We start from the raw sequence: 17,616 nt of genomic DNA, 5'->3' as shown, positions 1-17,616 counted from the left end.
GGTCAGCCGGCCGGAGGCGCCGTCCGGCACTCGGCGCAGGTGCCCATGATCTCCAGGGTGTGGCTGACGTCGGAGAAGCCGTGCTCGCCGGCGACCCGGTCGGCCCACTGCTCCACCGCCGGCCCGGCGACCTCCACGGTGCGCCCGCAGGAGCGGCAGACCAGGTGGTGGTGGTGCTGGGTGCTGCAGCGGCGGTACAGCGCCTCACCGGTGTCGGTGCGGATGGAGTCGAGCTCGCCGTCGTCGGCCAGGGCCTGCACGGCCCGGTAGACCGTGGACAGCCCCACCGTGTCACCGGCGGTGCGCAGTCGGGCGTGCACCTCCTGGGCGCTGTGGAAGCCGTTCAGGGAGTCGAAGACGGCGGCGACGGCGGCGCGCTGGCGGGTGGTGCGGACCATCAGGCGTTCCCCTCCGCGGTCTGGGGCTGCGCGGCGGCCTCGCGGTGCGCGGCGTGGGCGATCGCGTCCCGCACGATGTGCGCCACGTGCCCGTCGACGAGCCGGTAGTCGACCTCGCGGTGCCGGCGCACCCCGGTGACCAGGCCGGCCCCGCGCAGCACGCGCAGGTGCTGGGAGACCAGCGGCTGGGGCACGCCCAGGGCGTCGACCAGCTGGTGCACGCAGCGCGAGCCGTGCTCGTCGAGCAGGGCGACGATCGACAGCCGGAGCGGGAAGGCCAGCGCGGTGAGCAGCTCGCTCGCGGCCAGCACGTCGGCTGGGATGGTCCGGCTGGGGGTGGAGACGGCCGCGGACATGACATCATCCTCCACGCACATGAGAACGGTTGTCAAACAGAGGAGGTTGCGGTGTTCGCCGTCACCCGGTTGCGTGCCCCGGCCGACGACGTGCCGGCGTTGCTCGCCGCCACCACCGACCTGCTGGCGCTGCTGCGCACCCGGCCCGGCTTCCGGGACGGCGCGGTGGGCCGGGCGGCCGACGACCCGGAGCTGCTCGCGCTCTGGACGGCGTGGGACGGCGTCGGCACCTACCGCCGCGCGCTGTCCGCCCCCGAGGTGAAGCTCGCCGGCGCGCCGGTGTGGCTGCACGCCCTGGACGAGCCCGGCGCGTACCTCACCGACTGAAGGGGCTCACCGAACCTGCCAGAGACCGACCGGCCGGGTGAGCCCCATCAGTCGGTGCCGGACTCCATGGCGGCGCGGTCGAGCAGCTCGTCGTTCGGGGAGACCTGGCCGCGCGAGGCGATCGCCTCCGCGCCGCCCTCCTGCGAGGCGTCGATCAGCCCGGTGGACGCCGCCTGCGCCGCACCGATCGACGTCGGGGTGGCGCCGCCGACCATCCCCATCCGGGCGTACTGCTCGAGCTTGGCGCGGGAGTCGGCGATGTCGAGGTTCCGCATGGTGAGCTGGCCGATCCGGTCGACCGGGCCGAACGCGGAGTCCACGGTCCGCTCCATGGAGAGCTTGTCCGGGTGGTAGCTGAACGCCGGGCCGGAGGTGTCCAGCACCGAGTAGTCCTCGCCGCGCCGCAGCCGCAGGGTCACCTCGCCGGTGACGGCCATGCCGACCCACCGCTGCAGGGACTCGCGCAGCATCATCGCCTGCGGGTCCAGCCAGCGGCCCTCGTACATCAGCCGGCCCAGCCGCCGGCCCTCGCTGTGGTAGGTGGCCAGCGTGTCCTCGTTGTGGATCGCGTTGACCAGCCGCTCGTAGGCGATGTGCAGCAGCGCCATGCCCGGGGCCTCGTAGATGCCGCGGCTCTTGGCCTCGATGATCCGGTTCTCGATCTGGTCGGACATCCCGAGCCCGTGCCGGCCGCCGATGGCGTTGGCCTCCAGCACCAGGTCGACGGCGGAGGCGAACTGCTTGCCGTTGATGCTGACCGGGCGGCCGTACTCGAAGCCGAGGGTGACGTCCTCGGTGGCGATCTCCACCGCCGGGTCCCAGAACTTCACGCCCATGATCGGCTCGACGGTCTCGATGCCGGTGTCCAGGTGCTCGAGGGTCTTGGCCTCGTGGGTGGCGCCCCAGATGTTGGCGTCGGTGGAGTAGGCCTTCTCGGCGCTGTCCCGGTAGGGGAGGCCGTGGGCGACCAGCCACTCCGACATCTCCTTGCGCCCACCGAGCTCGGTGACGAAGTCGGCGTCCAGCCAGGGCTTGTAGATGCGCAGCCCGGGGTTGGCCAGCAGGCCGTAGCGGTAGAACCGCTCGATGTCGTTGCCCTTGTAGGTGGAGCCGTCGCCCCAGATCTGGACGTCGTCCTCGAGCATCGCGCGCACCAGCAGGGTGCCGGTGACCGCGCGGCCCAGCGGGGTGGTGTTGTAGTAGCTGCGGCCACCGGAGCGGATGTGGAAGGCGCCGCAGGTGAGCGCGGCCAGGCCCTCCTCGACCAGGGCGGCCTTGCAGTCGACCAGCCGGGCGATCTCCGCGCCGTAGGCGGCGGCGCGGCCGGGCACCGAGCCGATGTCGGGCTCGTCGGCCTGGCCGATGTCGGCGGTGTAGGTGCAGGGGACGGCGCCCTTGTCGCGCATCCACGCGACCGCCACGGAGGTGTCGAGGCCGCCGGAGAAGGCGATCCCGACGCGGTCGCCGACGGGCAGGGAGGTGAGCACCTTGGACACGGGAAGAGTATGCACAGTCATGTATGAGCATGCAAAGCCGGGTGGTCACCGCCCGGAGGCAGACTCAGCGCTCGGACTAACGTCTAGAGGTCAACCCCGCCGACCGCCAGCCGGATGGAGCCCTCGTGCCCAGCGACGTCCAGTCCCCCCGTACCGCCGACCCCGCCCGCCTGGACAAGGTGGTCAACCTCTGCAAGCGCCGGGGGATCGTCTTCCCGTCCGGGGAGATCTACGGCGGCACCCGCTCCGCCTGGGACTACGGGCCACTGGGCGTGGAGCTCAAGGAGAACATCAAGAAGCAGTGGTGGCGCACCGTCGTCCAGGGCCGCGACGACGTCGTGGGCCTGGACTCCTCGGTCATCCTGCCGCGTCAGGTGTGGGTCGCCTCCGGTCACGTCGGGGTGTTCACCGACCCGCTGACCGAGTGCCAGAACTGCCACAAGCGGTTCCGCGCCGACCACCTCGAAGAGGCCTACGAGGAGAAGAAGGGTCGTCTGCCGGCGAACGGCCTGGCCGACATCACCTGCCCGAACTGCGGCGTCACCGGCTCCTGGACCGAGCCGCGCGACTTCAACATGATGCTGAAGACGTACCTCGGCCCGGTCGAGGACGAGTCGGGGCTGCACTACCTGCGCCCGGAGACCGCGCAGGGCATCTTCGTCAGCTTCGCCAACGTCATGGGCGCCTCCCGGAAGAAGCCGCCGTTCGGCATCGGCCAGATCGGCAAGTCCTTCCGCAACGAGATCACCCCGGGCAACTTCATCTTCCGCACCCGTGAGTTCGAGCAGATGGAGATGGAGTTCTTCGTCCAGCCCGGCACCGACGCCGAGTGGCACCAGTACTGGATCGACGAGCGCACCCGCTGGTACACCGACCTGGGCATCGACCCGGCGAACCTGCGGCACTACGAGCACCCGAAGGAGAAGCTGAGCCACTACTCGACGCGCACCGTCGACATCGAGTACCGGTTCGGTTTCCAGGGCTCGGAGTGGGGCGAGCTGGAGGGCATCGCCAACCGCACCGACTTCGACCTGAAGACCCACTCGGAGCACTCCGGCTCGGACCTGTCCTACTTCGACCAGGCCTCCAACGAGCGGTGGACGCCGTACGTCATCGAGCCGGCCGCCGGCCTGACCCGTTCGCTGATGGCGTTCCTGGTCGACGCCTACACCGAGGACGAGGCGCCCAACGCCAAGGGCGGCATCGACACCCGCACGGTGCTCAAGCTCGACCCGCGGCTGGCGCCGGTGAAGGCCGCCGTCCTGCCGCTGTCGCGCAACGCCGACCTCTCGCCCAAGGCCCGGGACCTCGCCGCCGAGCTGCGGAAGAACTGGAACGTCGACTTCGACGACGCCGGCGCCATCGGCCGGCGCTACCGCCGGCAGGACGAGGTCGGCACCCCGTTCTGCATCACCGTCGACTTCGACACCCTGGAGGACGACGCGGTGACGATCCGGGAGCGCGACGCGATGACCCAGGAGCGGGTGGCGCTGGACCAGGTCGTCGCCTACCTCGGCGCCCGCCTCCCCGGCTGCTGAGGCCTGGACCGGCGTCTGGCCCGGTGCCGTCCCGGGTCAACCCTGGTGGCTGCAGGGTTGACCCGGTCGACCTGACGTTGAGCCGTGCTGTGGCACGGCTCAACGTCAGGCGGGGCGGCTCAACCCGCGCCGACCCGGTCGTCGGTGCGGGCGAGCCAACCGTCGTCTCCGGTGGAGCTGCCCCGGTACCGACCGGCGGCCCGCGGAGTCGCGGTGAACGCCCGGACCGCGGGCCCGGGGGTGGACAGCGTGCGCTGCACCGTGCTGGTGAGCTCGTGCCGGCGTCCGCCGAGGTCCTCCCGGGCCACCCGGACGAACCGGATCCCGAGCGAGCGCAACAGGTCCTCGCTGCGCTTCTCCTGCCACAGCTCCTGCTCCGGGGTCCGGCCGAGGAACGACCGCCGGTACTTGACCTGGCCGTCGAACTCGACCGCCACGGCCGCACCCGGGTACCACCCGTCGACGACCTTCAGCAGCCGCCCGTCGACACGCAGTTCCACCTGCGGTGTGAACGGCGGCAGACCGAGGGCGGCGAAGGTCAGCCGGCCGCTCGTCTCCAGCCACGACTCGGCCCGGCCATCGGCGAGCGCGATCGCGCGGACCGAGCGCGGGATCCCCGGAACCGTGGCCTGCCGGTCCAGCACCCGGTCCAGCTCGTCACGGCTGGTCAGTCCGCGCAGCAGTGCCGAGTCGACGGCGGCCACAGCGTCCACCTCCGGCCAGGACCGGGCCAGGTCGACCACGGTGCGAGCGGGCGTGGTCAACCGGTAGACGCCGCGCAGTGTCACCTCGTCGTCCGGGAGAGCGGCGCGCGTCATCAGCCAGCCCCGTCCGCGGCGCCAGTGGTGCGGGTCGGTCAGGTGCACCGTCATGGGAGTGCTGGGAGGTTGCGGCAAACCCCAGACCCACGCGGCAGTCGCGCCACTGAGGACGGCGGACGGTCGCTCGAGGCCGGCGAGCACGGCGAGTGCATCGAGCCCTGGCCGCCGCCCGGTGCGCTCCACCTCGGCGAGATCGACGGCGGTGATGAAGACGCCGGTGCGCAGCCGGACCCACGCTCCCGACCGCACTGCCCTCCGCACCTCGCTCTCCCCGATGCCGGCCGCAGCGAGTTCGGCCGTGCGGAACAGGCCGAGCCGGCGGCGACCGGGCTCGGCCACGGCCAGCGGAACGGGGAGCGGAGCGGTCACGGGGGCAGCCTGACCGGCTCCGGTGACGGGGGCTGCGCACGAGGACCAGCTGTGGACGGGTGCCCCGACCGGGGACGGCGTGGGGCGCGGCGTGCGGGGATCCGGTACCGCCGAGCGGGTTGACCCGACCGGCCTGACGTCGAGCCGCGCCGTGGCACGGCCGAACCTCAGGTCGACCGGGTCAACCCGCGCCGGCGACGGTGCCGTGACCACGGGCACACCGCCGGGCCACCTACCCTGGACGTCGTGACCAGCACCCTCGAGCGGACGACGGCGCTGCCGGCGCTGCAGCTCGGGTCGCTGAGCGTCGACCCCGCCGTGGTGCTCGCGCCGATGGCCGGCATCACCAACCCGGCCTTCCGCACGCTGTGCCGCGAGTTCGGGGCGGGGCTCTACGTCTGCGAGATGATCACCACCCGGGCGCTGGTCGAGCGCAGCGCGAAGACGCTGCAGATGGTCCAGGCCGCGCCCGGTGAGGCCGACGCGTTCAGCGTCCAGCTCTACGGCGTCGACCCGGCCACCGTCGGGCGCGCGGTGGAGATGCTGGTCGACGAGAACGTGGCCGGCACCCGCCCGGCGCACATCGACCTCAACTTCGGCTGCCCGGTGCCCAAGGTGACCCGCAAGGGCGGCGGCTCGGCGCTGCCGTGGCGCCGCACCCTGTTCCGGAACATCGTCCGGGCCGCCGTCACCGCCGCCCGCGACGTGCCGGTGACGGTCAAGACCCGCATCGGCATCGACGCCGACCACGTCACCTACCTCGACGCCGGGCGGATCGCCCAGGACGAGGGCGCCGCGGGGATCACGCTGCACGGCCGCACCGCCGACCAGCTCTACAGCGGCACCGCCGACTGGGCGCCGATCGCCCGGCTGGTGGAGACCGTCCAGATCCCGGTGCTGGGCAACGGCGACCTGTGGGAGGCCGACGACGCGCTGCGCATGGTCGCCGAGACCGGGTGCGCCGGCGTGGTGGTCGGGCGGGGCTGCCTGGGCCGGCCGTGGCTGTTCGGCGACCTGGCCGCGGCCTTCGCCGGCTCGTCGCGGCGCACGCTGCCGACGCTGCGCCAGGTGGCCGCGGTCATGCACCGCCACGCCACCCTGCTGGCGGAGGACCAGGGCGAGCTGTGGGGCTGCACCGACTTCCGCAAGCACGTCGCCTGGTACCTCAAGGGCTTCAGCGTGGGCTCCGACGTCCGCCGGGCGCTGGCGATGGTCAGCAGCCTCGACGAGCTGGCCGAGCTGCTCGGCCGGATCCCCGACCAGCCCTACCCGGAGGCGGTGCTGGGTGCCCCGCGCGGGCGCACCACCCCGCCGCGACCGGTGGCGCTGCCGGAGGGCTGGCTGGCCGACCGGGACGACCCGACCCCGCCGTCCGGCGCGGAGCTGACGGTGAGCGGCGGATGAGCGAGTCATGACCACCGGCCCCTACCTCTACGACGACGACCCGGCGCCGCTGCACACCGGCACCCCGCGCCGGCGCACCGGCCTGCTGCTGGCGTTGCTCATTGGCACCCTGGTGGTGGCGGTCGCGATGGTCGCCGCGATGGGCGTGTTCAAGGGCTCACCGGAGGACCAGGCCGAGGAGGTGGCCACGGTCTTCGTGCGCGCGCTGAGCGCCGGTGACCTCGGCACCGCCTACGACCTGGTCTGCGACGACGTGCGGGCCCGGGTGCTCGCCCCCGACCTGGCCGAGGACTACGTCCGGCCGGGCACCCCAGAGGTCACCGGCACCACCGCGGACGTGGTCGACGGCATGCCGGTGCAGCGGGTCGACGTCCGCTGGGACGACGACGGCACGGTCTCCCGGACCCAGCTCACCGTCGTCCCCGAGGGCGGCACGAAGGTCTGCGGCAACCGGGCGCTCGACTGACCGGCGAGCCGCTCACCCACCAGCCCCACCGCTGTCAGCGCCGCGTGGTACCCATGACGAGTGGCAGCGTTCGCGGGCCGGCTGGCCGTCCGGGTGGTCGGGGCCGCGGTGGCGGCGTCGGTGCTGCTGGTCGGCTCGACGGCGCTGGCGATCTGGTGGACCGCCCGGCAGGACGCCCGGCCGGAGTCCGACGCGATCGTGGTGCTCGGTTCGGCGCAGTACAACGGCGTCCCGTCCTCGATCTTCGAGGCGCGGCTGGAGCACGCCCGTGACCTCTACGAGCAGGGCGTGGCCCCGGTGGTCGTGACCGTGGGCGGCCGGGCCGAGGGCGACGAGTTCTCCGAGGCCGAGGCCGGCCGCGACTACCTGGCCGAGACCGGCGTCCCCCGCGAGGCGCTGCTGGCCGTGCAGGAGGGCGTCGACACGTTGCAGAGCATGCGGGCGGTCGGCGCCGCGTTCGCCGACCGCGGCTGGGACACCGCCGTCCTGGTCACCGACCCGTGGCACGCGATGCGAGCCGAGCGGATGGCGGAGGACGCCGGCATGGACGCCACCAGCTCGCCCACCCGCCAGGGCCCCGCGGTGCAGACCCGCACCACGCAGTTCCGTTACATCCTCCGGGAGACCGCCGCGTACCTGCTCTACCGCGCGACCGGTGAGAGCGTCGCCGGCGCCCCGGGCATCGGCTGAGAGGGAGGACGAGCCATGGCCGGTCGCGGACGCATCCGGGCCGCCGACATCGCGCTGGTCCGCGAACGGGCGAAGATCGACGAGATCGTCGGTGAGCACCTGCAGCTCAAGCGCGCCGGCGGCGGCAGCCTGAAGGGGCTGTGCCCCTTCCACGACGAGAAGTCACCGTCCTTCCACGTGACCCCCTCACGGAACCTGTTCCACTGCTTCGGGTGCGGGGCCGGCGGTGACGTCATCCGGTTCATCCAGGACATCGACCACCTCTCCTTCACCGAGGCCGTCGAGCTGCTGGCCGGCCGGGCCAACGTCGAGCTGCACTACGAGGACGACGGCGGGCGCCCCACCGGCGGGCCCGACCGGGCCGCGGCCGGGCAGCGGGCCCGGCTGGTCGCCGCGAACGCCGAGGCCGCGCGGTTCTACGCCGAGCAGTTGATGACCCCCGACGCCGCACCGGCCCGGCAGTTCCTCGCCGAGCGTGGGTTCGACCGGCAGGTCGCGCTGGACTTCGGCTGCGGCTACGCCCCCGGCGGCTGGGACACCCTCACCCGGCACCTGCGCGGCCTGGGCTACACGCAGGCCGAGCTGGTCACCGCGGGGCTGGCCAAGGAGTCCTCCCGCGGCACGCTGATCGACCGGTTCCACCGCCGGCTGATCTGGCCGATCCGCGACCTCACCAACGACGTCATCGGCTTCGGCGCTCGCAAGCTGATGGACGACGACCCGGGGCCCAAGTACCTGAACACCCCCGAGACGCCGCTGTACAAGAAGAGCTCGGTGCTCTACGGCGTCGAGCGGGCCAAGCGGGACATCGCCCGGAACCACCAGGCCGTCGTCGTCGAGGGCTACACCGACGTCATGGCCTGCCACGTGGCCGGCGTGACCACCGCGGTCGCCTCCTGCGGCACCGCCTTCGGCGCCGAGCACATCAACGTGCTGCGCCGGCTGCTGATGGACCAGGACGAGTTCCGCGGGGAGGTCGTCTACACCTTCGACGGCGACGCGGCCGGCCAGGCGGCGGCGATGAAGTCGTTCAAGGAGGACCAGCGCTTCGTCGCGCAGACGTTCGTCGCGGTCGAGCAGGAGGGGCGCGACCCGTGCGAGCTGCGCCAGGCGCACGGGGACGCCGCGGTGCGCGACCTCATCGCCCGGCGCACCCCGCTGATCGAGTTCGTGCTGCGGACGATGCTGGCCGAGTACGACCTGGACACCGTGGAGGGCCGGGTCGCGGCGCTGGACAAGACCGCGCCGCTGCTGGCCCAGATCAAGGACCACGCGCTGCGGCCGGCCTACGCCCGCCGGCTCGCCGGGCTGCTCGGTCTGCCCGACGAGAGCGAGGTGGTCGCCCGGGTGCGCCGCCTGGCCGACGGCGGCGCCGCTCCCGAGCGGGGTCGGGTGCGCACCCCGCGCAAGAGCCCGGACGACGTCGCGGTCGAGGTGGAGCGGGAGGCGGTGAAGGCCGCCCTGCAGTGCCCGGAGATCGCCGGCCCCGAGTTCGACGCCGTGCGCGCCGACGACTTCACCCACCCCGACTACGCCGCCGTGGCCGCCGCGGTCGCCGCGGCCGGGGGAGCGGCAGGGGCCACGGTCAGCGGCGCCGACTGGGTCGAGCAGGTGGAGCAGCACTGCGACCGGGAGACGGCGAAGGCGATGCTGACCGCACTGGCGGTGGAGCCGATGCGGTCGGTGGGGGAGAACGACGTCACCTACGTCAACGCCCTGATGGCCCGGCTGCAGGAGATCACCACCGTCCGGCAGGTGGCCGCGCTCAAGGGCAAGCTGCAGCGGATGAACCCGGTCGAGGCCGCCGACGAGTACATGAAGGCGTTCAAGCAGCTGATGGACCTCGAGCAGCTGGCGATCTCGCTGCGCAAGCGGGCGGCCGGCGGCCTCACGCCGTGACGCTGCTCGGCGCGCTGCGCGCCCGGTTCGCCCGCCCGCCGGAGCCGGTGCGGGCGGTGGTCGCCGCGTCACCGGACGCCGACGAGCGGGTGCTCGCCTGGGGTGGGCTGGTGAGCGGGGGCTGGCTGGTGGCCACCTCCCGCGGGCTGCGGGTGGTGCCGGACGACCTGGCGCTCCCCGACGCCGCGGCCGCGCCGGTGCTCCGCTGGCACGAGGTGGGCACGGCCCGCTGGACCGCGGCGGGCTCGGGCGGCAGCTTCCTGGTCACGCCGCTCACCGAGGTCGAGCCGGGCGTGCAGGCGAGGGGCCCGCAGCAGCGGTACGTGCTCGCCGAGGCGGGGGAACTGCCGGCCGAGGTGCGCAGCCGGGTCGACCGGACGGTGGTGACCAGCCAGCGGCACCCGCTGCCCGGTGGCGGGGCGGTGTTGCTGGTGGCGCGCCGGGTGCCCGGCCAGGCGGCGCGGGAGTGGAGCGTGGTGTTCGACGACGACGCCGACCGCGACGACCCGCGGGCCCGGCAGATCGCCCGGGACCGGCTGGCCGCCGCGGTGGACGCCGACGACCCGACCCGCTGACCGCGGGCCGGGTGCGGGTCAGCGCTGGCCGTCGCCCTGCGCGAGGCTGGCCTTGACCGACTTCACCGCGGCGTCGGCCTGGGCCTGGGCCATGCCCGCGACGCTCTGCAGGCGCGGGTCGTCCTTGGCGTGGTTGTAGGCGCGGCGGATCTGCTCGTAGCGCTCACGGCCGGCCCGTGCGCCGAGGACGTAGCCGGCACCGAAGCCGGCGAGGAAGGACAGCTTGGCCACGAGGGGTGCCTCCAGGGATCGGGATGGGGTGGGGACGCTACCGGCCGTCGCGCCGCGCGACCCGCCGAGAACCCCCTCCCGGCACCGCCGGCCGGGTGGGGTAATCTCTTCCAGGCGCACGGGCGACCAACCCGTTCGTTCCCCCGTAGCTCAATTGGCAGAGCATGCGACTGTTAATCGCAGGGTTACTGGTTCAAGTCCAGTCGGGGGAGCAAGGAAGGCCCTGACCAGCGCAACCGCTGGTCAGGGCCTCGCTCGTTCCCGGGGTACGCGCAGATCGCGCGCCCCTGCCCCGGACGTGCGAACGGCCGCCGCACCGGGCAGGGCCCGGCACGGCGGCCGTCAGTCGCGGATCAGGTCAGCCGCAGATGAGCTCGTCGGCGGTGGGAGCGTCCTCGACGATGTCGTAGGTCTCCATGAACCCCATCTGCTGGTCGATGGCGTCGGTCTGCAGCTCCGACTGGTAGACCGGCAGCCGCATGCGCCCGGCGACGTCCTCGGAGATCTGCGTGTAGGTCGGGATGATCTCGCGGATGGCGTCCGGGTTCTCCCGGGCGTAGTCCAGCGAGGTGGTCATCGCCGCCTCGAACCGCTCGACGACGTCGGCGTTCTCCTGCACGTACATCTGGCTCGCCGCGTACGACCCGTTGGGGTACTCCGGGGCGATGGCCGACTGCGGGGCGAAGGCGACCTTGCCGCCCTGGTCCAGCACGGTGGTGACGAACGGCTCGGACGTGTAGCCGGCGTCGATCCGGCCGGCCTCGACCGCGGCGGGCACCTCGGGGAAGGGCACCTCGATCAGCTCGACCGTGCGCCAGTCGACACCCTCCTGGTCCAGCGACGCCTTCAGCATGACCTCGGCGACACCGCCCAGGCCGTTGACGCTGATCGTCTTGCCGGCGAGGTCCGCCGCGCTCTCGATGTCGCTGTCGCCGCTGGCGACCAGCACCTGCCAGTCGTCCTCGGTGCTCGTGCCGGTGGCGTCGCTGGCGGTCACCACGCAGACGGGCACCCCCTGGGCGGCCGCGATGCCGGCGGAGATGTAGCCGACAAAGCCGAAGTCGAAGTCGCCGGACACCAGGCCGGTGATGATGTCGTTGCCGGTCTGCAGGACGGTCGGCTCGATCTCCAGGCCCTCGTCCTCGAAGAAGCCCTGCTCCATGCCGAGGTACATGGCGGCGGCGTTGGCGATGGGCAGCGTGCCGACCTGCACGGTCGTCGTGCCGCCGCCCTCGCCCCCGCCTCCCGAGGCATCGCTGTCGCTGTCGCCGCCGCAGCCGGTGGCCGCGAGGGCGACCACGGCCAGGCCGGCGACCGTGGAGGTGGCGCGACGGGTGAACGGACGGTGGCTCATCGTTCTCCTTCTGGTGGTGTTGCGTCGGTGGAACACCGGGTGGCCCCTCGGGGGGAGGTGGCCGCCGGAGGGTCAGGCCGGGACGTCGGCGGCCTCGGGCCGCTTGATCGAGCGCCAGACGTAGGCGCGCAGGTGCGCGAAGTCAGCGAGCTCCTTGGTGGCGACCTGGTCGCGCGGCCGGGGGAGCGGGATGTCGACGATCTCCTGCACCCGGGTGGGGGAGGGCGAGAGCACCACCACCCGGTCGCTGAGGTACACCGACTCGTCGATGTCGTGGGTGACGAAGACGACCGTGACGCCGTACCGCCCGCGCAGCTCCAGCACGAGGTCCTCGAGGTCGGCGCGGGTCTGCGCGTCGACGGAGGCGAACGGCTCGTCCATGAGCAGGATCTCCGGCTGGTAGGCCAGCGCCCGCGCGATGGCCACGCGCTGCTGCATGCCGCCCGACAGCTGCCAGGGGTACTTCTTCCCCGCTCCGGCGAGGCCGACCGACTGGAGGGTGTCCCGGATCAGCTCCGCCGACTCGGACTTCTCCAGCTTGCGGTGCTTGAGCGGGAAGGCGATGTTCTCCTCCACGGTCATCCAGGGGTAGAGCGACCGCGAGTAGTCCTGGAAGACCAGGGCCATCTTCTCGGGCGGGCCGTTGACCTCCTCGCCGTCCAGGTAGACGGCGCCGGAGCTGGGCGGCAGCAGCCCGGCCATCATCTTCAGCAGCGTGGTCTTGCCCGCCCCCGAGGGGCCGACGATGCAGACCAGCTCCCGCTGCTCGACGGTGAAGGTGATGTCGGCAACCGCTTCGAAGGCACGCTTGGTGCCCTCCTGGTAGACCTTCCTGAGGCCTTCGACGCGCAACATGGTGGGACCTCCGGTCAGCCGGCGCCGGCGCGGGCACCGCGGTGCCAGCGGAGCACTCGGCGCTCGACGAGCAGGAACAGGACGTTGAGCACGTAGCCGATGATCGCCAGGAGGATGATCCCGGACCACATCGCGGTGATGGCGTACGTGCGCTGGGACTGCAGGACGAAATAGCCGATGCCGTTGCTGCTGGCGATCATCTCCGAGACCACCATCATGATCACGGCCAGCGACAGGCTGATCCGGGCACCGGCGAAGATCTGCGGCGAGGCCGAGGGCAGCACCACCCGGAACAGCCGGTCGCGCCACGGGATCCCGTAGCTGCGGGCGGTCTCCCGGAGTGCCGGGTCGACCCCGGCGACGCCGTCGATCGTGTTGAGCAGCACCGGCCACACGCAGACGAAGGCGATCAGCGCCACCTTCATCTCCGAACCGATGCCCAGCAGCAGGATGCCGGCGGGCAGCAGCACCGGGGCCGGGATGGCCCGCAGGAACTGGACGACGGGGTCGGCCATCCGGCCGAGCGTCCGGTTCAGCCCCAGCGCCACCCCGATGACCAGCGCGGCGACCAGGGCGATCGCGTAGCCGGCGAACATGCGGGCCAGGCTGGGCACGACGTCGCTGCCGACCCGCTCGAACAACCAGGTGTCGCCGAAGGCCCGGAAGATGTCGACCAGCGGCGGGAAGTAGAACGATGTGCTGTTCGACGACGCCAGCGCCCACGCCACCAGCAGGGCGATCGGGACGATGAACTCCAGGCCGATGCCGAGGATCCGGATCGGCCGGCTGGGCTCGTTCAACGGGCACGCTCCCGCTGCGACGCGTGCCAGTGCAGCAGGCGCCGCTCGATGACGGACAGGGCGATGTTCAGCAGCCAGCCGATCAGGCCGGTGGTGATGATCAGGGCGTACATGCCGGGCACGGCCCCGCTCTGCCGGGCGATGTTGATCTCCTGGCCGAGGCCGGGCGCGCCGAGGACGAGCTCTGCGGTGACCGACAGGATCAGCGCCACCGCCGAGGAGATGCGAATCCCGGTGACGATGTAGGGCAGCGCGCTGGGCAGCACCACCCGCCGCAACCGGGTGAGGGCGCCGATGCCGAAGGACCGGGCGGTGTCCAGGCCGACCGGGTCGACGTCCCGGACGCCGTACAGCGTCTGCAGCAGGATCGGCCAGGTCGCGGCGAAGGCGGCGAGGAACCACTTGCTCTCCAGCCCGGCCCCGAAGACCAGGACGGCCAGCGGGATCAGCGCCACGGACGGGATCGGGCGGAGGAACTCCACCGTCGTCCGGGTGGCCATGAAGAGCAGGTACACCGACCCGATCACGATGCCCAGCGGCAGCGCGATCACCAGCGCGGTGCCCAGGCCCAGGCCCCAGCCCTGCAGCGTCTGCCCGATGGGCTCCCAGATCGAGCCGTCGGCGACCCGGTCCCAGAGCGCGCCGAACATCTCCGACGCCGGTGGGAAGAACCGCCGGTCGATCAGGCCGATCCGGGGGAGCAGCTCGAACACGCCGACGGCGATGGCCACCCCCAGCAGGGGTAGCGCCCAGTCGCGCAGCCGCTCGCTGCGCCGATCGTCCCGCGCTCGGGGCGCGCGGTCACCGGCAGGGCCGGGTGCCGCGGCGTCCGCGGCTGACCGGTCGGCCACCGAGGGTGGCGTCGTCGGGTCCGTGGCCTCGACCGTGGGGCTGCCGGAGGACCGGGCGTCGCCAGGCCCTGCGGGTCGACTCGACCTCGTCACGATCCTCCCTTCGAGTGCATCAGGTGGTGGAAACGTCAGGCAGTGCATGCGAACGGGGGCGTGCACGCGTCGAGCACGGCACCTGCACCCCGGAGTGAGCCTAGGGCCCGAGTGTGGCCCGGGACACCATTGCACGGGCCAGTTCGGTAGAGCGTTTCCGGCAGGTGCCGCTAGGTCGGATGACGTATCCACCGGTGCACCGGGAACGCTCGCTTGCCCATGACCCCGGCGTCTGCTTGCTTGAGCGGATGGAGGACACGGTCGCCCAGGGCGCCCCGGTCGAACTGCTGCGGACGGCGCTCCCGGACGGGGTGGTCGTCACCGACCCGGCGGTGGTCGAGGGGTACCGCCACGACTGGTCGCGGTTGCCCGACGCCGGGTGGCCGGTGGCCGTGGTGCGCGCCGAGTCGGCCGCTCACGTGCAGGCCGCGATCCGGTGGGCGGATGAGCACCGGGTGCCGGTGATCGTCCGCGGCGCGGGCACCAGCCTGGCCGGTGGTGCCACCGCCGTCGACGGATGCCTGGTGCTGAGCACCGAGCGGATGACCACGATCGAGATCGACCCGGTCAACCGCACCGCCGTCGCCGGACCCGGGGCGCTCAACGCCGCCGTCAAGGCCGCCGCTGCCGAGCACGGGCTCTGGTACCCGCCGGACCCGGGCTCGTTCCGGATCTCCTCGATCGGCGGGAACGTGGCGACCAACGCCGGGGGGATCTGCTGCGTCAAGTACGGCCTCACCACCGACTACGTGTACGGGATCGACGTGGTCCTCGCCGACGGGCGGCTGATCACCCTGGGTGGGCGCACCGTCAAGGACGTCGCCGGGCTCCCGCTGCTCAAGCTCTTCGTCGGCAGCGAGGGGACCCTGGGGGTGATCACCCGGGTGATGCTCCGGCTGGTGCCGCAGCCGCACCCGGCCGGCACGCTCGTGGCCTACTTCGACGACACCCGCGCCGCCGCCCTCGCCGTGGTGGCGATGGGCGCACGCGCCCGACCGTCGATGCTGGAGCTCATGGACTCGGCGTCGATCAACGCCGTCGAGGACTTCCGGGCGATGGGCCTGGACCGGGAGGCCGGGGCCCTGCTGGTCGGCCAGTCCGACGCGCCCGGTGCCGCCCGGTCCGACGAGCTCGCCGTCATGGCGGAGTGCTGCGAGGCGGCCGGCGCCACCAGCGTGTTCGCCACCGACGACCCGGACGAGGGGGACATGTTCCTGGAGGCGCGGCGCGCGGTCGGCCACGCCGTCGACGTCCGCGGCGCCGTCCTGTCCGAGGACATCTGCGTGCCGGTGCACCAGCTGCCCACCGCGATGGAGCGCATCGAGGCCATCGCCGCGACGTTCCGGGTCGAGATCCCGGTCTTCGCGCACGCCGGCGACGGCAACCTGCACCCGGCCATCGTCCACCGCCCCGGCGACGAGGAGGCGCGGCAGCGCGCGCTGCAGGCCTTCGACGCCGTCCTCCGGGTCGCCCTCGACTGCGGCGGCACCATCACCGGCGAGCACGGGGTCGGGCGGACCAAGCGGTCGGCGCTGCTGGACCAGCTGGACGACGACGTCATGGACGTCGGACGGCGGGTGCGCACTGCCCTGGACCCGAAGGGGATCCTCAACCCCGGTGTCCTCTGGTAGCCCCTCGGCCGGTTCGCCGGCACCACACCCTCGATCGATCGGAGACCCCGTGCCTCCCGCGCCGCCGCCTCTGGAGCACCTGCTGCACCTGGAGGTCACCGTCGACCCGGCGATCGAGGTCGGCGCGACACCGGCCGGGATGCGGCGGGTCATCCCGATCACCGGCGGTGTGGTGTCCGGGCCCCTGCTGACCGGACGGGTGCTGCCGGGCGGGGCCGACTTCCAGGTGATCCGGACCCCGACGGAGACCGTCGCCGAGGCCCGGTACGTCCTGGAGTCCGACCGGGGGGAGCGGGTCTACGTGGAGAACACCGGCCTGCGCACCGGGTCGGCCGAGGACATCGCCCGGCTGCGCGACGGGCTGCCGGTCGACCCGGCGCGCATCTACTTCCGGTCCGTGCCGCGCTTCGAGACCGAGGTCCCGCGGCTGGCGGTCCTCACGTCGCACGTGTTCGTCGGCTCGGGGGTGCGGCACCCGGACGCCGTCGTCTTCGACTTCTTCCGCGTCGGCTGAGGTCCCGACCACCTCCGCGGCCCCTCGCCGACCCGGGGTCCCCGGTGCGGATGACGATCCGGTGACAGCTCCGTGCCCGGGTGGTGGGCTGCGGGCCGAGCGGGCACATCCGAGTCGTCAACGACCCCCGAGCGGAACGAGGAATCGAGATGACGGAGAGTCGTGCGCGGACGGAGACGAACCCGCGCGAAGACGTGGTGGCGGAGCCCGCCGGCGTCAGTGGTGAGGGGGCGTACCGCGCCGGTGCGGTCGACCCCGGGAGCCGCACCCATCAGGACGCCCCGGTGTTCAACGGCGGGTCGTCCCGCCGTGACCGGGTGCGCTGGGGCCCGGTCTGGGCCGGCCTCGTCGTGGCGGTGCCGACCTTCCTGCTGCTGCAGGTGGCCACCCTCGCCCTGGGCTGGTGGGACGTCGGCCCTGGAGACGGGGCGAGCAACGCCGACTGGCTCAGCGGGGTCAACGGCCTGATCGCCCTCTTCCTGGGTGGGCTCACCGCCGGAGCGACCGCACTGTGGCGCGGGTTCGCCGAGGGGCTGCTGCACGGCATCCTCGTCTGGGCGCTCACCGTGGTCACGCTGGTGCTCCTGACCCTGTTCGGCGGCGGCGCCCTGTTCGGTTCCCTCGCCGGGCTGGTGACCGACGTCGCCGGCATCCAGCAGGCCAACCTGCCGGACATCGCGGCTGGTGAGGCTGCGGACGTCGCCCGCACGAGCGCCGGCTGGGCTGCCCTGGGCCTGGGCCTCTCGATCGCCGCAGCGGCTGTCGGCGGGGTGGTCGGCGCCAAGATGTGGCCGAGCAAGCGGGCCGCCGAGGCCGACCGCTCCACCGTCCGCTGACGGCTCGCGCTCGACGAGCGCACTGCCGCACCGGTCCCGGGGGGGGGGGGGGGGGGGGGGGGGGGGGGGGGGGGGGGGGGGGGGGGGGGGGGGGGGGGGGGGGGGGGGGGGG

General features: G+C 73.0%; 19 protein-coding genes and 1 tRNA gene. 11 read left to right on the top strand and 9 right to left on the bottom strand.

Features of this window, described 5'->3' with window-relative positions; all coding sequences use genetic code 11:
• Positions 1-2: 2 nt before the first annotated feature.
• Together ACI79A_RS16610 and ACI79A_RS16605 are read right to left on the bottom strand one after the other, a co-directional pair.
• Entirely contained in the window at positions 3-398 is a 396-nt protein-coding gene (locus ACI79A_RS16610) for a Fur family transcriptional regulator (RefSeq protein ID WP_457084861.1), read from the bottom strand.
• On the bottom strand, positions 398-754 hold the full coding sequence (locus ACI79A_RS16605) for an ArsR/SmtB family transcription factor (protein ID WP_457084860.1): 357 nt from the start codon (positions 752-754) through the stop codon (positions 398-400). The genes ACI79A_RS16610 and ACI79A_RS16605 overlap by 1 nt, the downstream gene beginning before the upstream one ends.
• Before the next feature lie 51 nt (positions 755-805).
• On the opposite strand from ACI79A_RS16605, the gene ACI79A_RS16600 reads away from it, so the two are divergent.
• Positions 806-1,081: an antibiotic biosynthesis monooxygenase family protein gene (locus ACI79A_RS16600; RefSeq protein WP_457084859.1), complete on the top strand. Its 276-nt coding sequence runs from the start codon at positions 806-808 to the stop codon at positions 1,079-1,081.
• Positions 1,082-1,128: 47 nt separating this feature from the next.
• On the opposite strand, the gene argG is transcribed toward ACI79A_RS16600, so the two are convergent.
• Positions 1,129-2,577: an argininosuccinate synthase gene (gene argG, locus ACI79A_RS16595; protein WP_457084858.1), complete on the bottom strand. Its 1,449-nt coding sequence runs from the start codon at positions 2,575-2,577 to the stop codon at positions 1,129-1,131.
• A 125-nt stretch (positions 2,578-2,702) separates the two neighbouring features.
• On the opposite strand from argG, the gene ACI79A_RS16590 reads away from it, so the two are divergent.
• The gene (locus ACI79A_RS16590) at positions 2,703-4,115 is read left to right on the top strand and encodes a glycine--tRNA ligase (protein WP_457084857.1); all 1,413 of its coding nucleotides are present in this window, start codon (positions 2,703-2,705) and stop codon (positions 4,113-4,115) included.
• A 119-nt stretch (positions 4,116-4,234) separates the two neighbouring features.
• Here the strand turns inward: ACI79A_RS16590 and ACI79A_RS16585 are convergent, their stop codons facing one another.
• Positions 4,235-5,305, bottom strand: coding sequence for a type IV toxin-antitoxin system AbiEi family antitoxin domain-containing protein (locus tag ACI79A_RS16585; protein ID WP_457084856.1), 1,071 nt, complete (start codon positions 5,303-5,305; stop codon positions 4,235-4,237).
• Between the two features lie 246 nt (positions 5,306-5,551).
• Here ACI79A_RS16585 and dusB point away from each other — a divergent pair, with 246 nt between their 5' ends.
• From dusB to ACI79A_RS16560, 5 genes are read left to right on the top strand one after another with little or no spacing between them, the layout of a single operon-like run.
• Entirely contained in the window at positions 5,552-6,709 is a 1,158-nt protein-coding gene (dusB, locus tag ACI79A_RS16580) for a tRNA dihydrouridine synthase DusB (RefSeq protein WP_457084855.1), read from the top strand.
• 7 nt (positions 6,710-6,716) lie between these two features.
• A complete protein-coding gene (locus ACI79A_RS16575; protein WP_457084854.1) occupies positions 6,717-7,175 on the top strand; it encodes an Rv0361 family membrane protein in 459 nt (152 codons plus the stop codon).
• Positions 7,176-7,235: 60 nt separating this feature from the next.
• Entirely contained in the window at positions 7,236-7,865 is a 630-nt protein-coding gene (locus ACI79A_RS16570; protein ID WP_457084853.1) for a YdcF family protein, read from the top strand.
• A gap of 15 nt (positions 7,866-7,880) precedes the next feature.
• A complete protein-coding gene (gene dnaG, locus ACI79A_RS16565; protein WP_457084852.1) occupies positions 7,881-9,764 on the top strand; it encodes a DNA primase in 1,884 nt (627 codons plus the stop codon).
• The gene (locus ACI79A_RS16560; RefSeq protein ID WP_457084851.1) at positions 9,761-10,339 is read left to right on the top strand and encodes a hypothetical protein; all 579 of its coding nucleotides are present in this window, start codon (positions 9,761-9,763) and stop codon (positions 10,337-10,339) included. Before dnaG ends, ACI79A_RS16560 begins: the two co-directional genes overlap by 4 nt.
• A gap of 18 nt (positions 10,340-10,357) precedes the next feature.
• Here the strand turns inward: ACI79A_RS16560 and ACI79A_RS16555 are convergent, their stop codons facing one another.
• Positions 10,358-10,570: a hypothetical protein gene (locus ACI79A_RS16555; RefSeq protein ID WP_457084850.1), complete on the bottom strand. Its 213-nt coding sequence runs from the start codon at positions 10,568-10,570 to the stop codon at positions 10,358-10,360.
• A 139-nt stretch (positions 10,571-10,709) separates the two neighbouring features.
• Between ACI79A_RS16555 and ACI79A_RS16550 the strand changes: the two genes are divergently transcribed.
• Positions 10,710-10,782 (top strand) — tRNA-Asn (locus ACI79A_RS16550).
• Between the two features lie 146 nt (positions 10,783-10,928).
• Here the strand turns inward: ACI79A_RS16550 and ACI79A_RS16545 are convergent.
• The 4 genes from ACI79A_RS16545 to ACI79A_RS16530 all read right to left on the bottom strand — a co-directional run bounded on the left by ACI79A_RS16545 (position 10,929) and on the right by ACI79A_RS16530 (position 14,430).
• Complete coding sequence (locus ACI79A_RS16545) at positions 10,929-11,924, bottom strand: ABC transporter substrate-binding protein (protein ID WP_457084849.1); 996 nt, start codon at positions 11,922-11,924, stop codon at positions 10,929-10,931.
• 72 nt (positions 11,925-11,996) lie between these two features.
• Positions 11,997-12,779: an ABC transporter ATP-binding protein gene (locus ACI79A_RS16540; RefSeq protein WP_457084848.1), complete on the bottom strand. Its 783-nt coding sequence runs from the start codon at positions 12,777-12,779 to the stop codon at positions 11,997-11,999.
• Positions 12,780-12,793: 14 nt separating this feature from the next.
• Complete coding sequence (locus ACI79A_RS16535; protein WP_457084847.1) at positions 12,794-13,579, bottom strand: ABC transporter permease; 786 nt, start codon at positions 13,577-13,579, stop codon at positions 12,794-12,796.
• Positions 13,576-14,430: an ABC transporter permease gene (locus ACI79A_RS16530; protein WP_457084846.1), complete on the bottom strand. Its 855-nt coding sequence runs from the start codon at positions 14,428-14,430 to the stop codon at positions 13,576-13,578. The genes ACI79A_RS16535 and ACI79A_RS16530 overlap by 4 nt, the downstream gene beginning before the upstream one ends.
• Before the next feature lie 341 nt (positions 14,431-14,771).
• On the opposite strand from ACI79A_RS16530, the gene ACI79A_RS16525 reads away from it, so the two are divergent.
• From ACI79A_RS16525 to ACI79A_RS16515, 3 genes are all read left to right on the top strand, one after another.
• Positions 14,772-16,154 (top strand): FAD-binding oxidoreductase, encoded by a 1,383-nt coding sequence (locus ACI79A_RS16525; protein ID WP_457084845.1) that lies wholly within the window; start codon positions 14,772-14,774, stop codon positions 16,152-16,154.
• A gap of 49 nt (positions 16,155-16,203) precedes the next feature.
• On the top strand, positions 16,204-16,668 hold the full coding sequence (locus ACI79A_RS16520) for a DUF3237 domain-containing protein (protein ID WP_457084844.1): 465 nt from the start codon (positions 16,204-16,206) through the stop codon (positions 16,666-16,668).
• Between the two features lie 149 nt (positions 16,669-16,817).
• Positions 16,818-17,504, top strand: a complete 687-nt coding sequence (locus tag ACI79A_RS16515; RefSeq protein WP_457084843.1) for a permease — start codon at positions 16,818-16,820, stop codon at positions 17,502-17,504.
• The last annotated feature ends 112 nt before the right edge of the window (positions 17,505-17,616 follow it).

The organism is Modestobacter sp. SYSU DS0657 (genome assembly GCF_054050925.1).
This window is presented reverse-complemented; position numbering and strand designations above follow the sequence as displayed.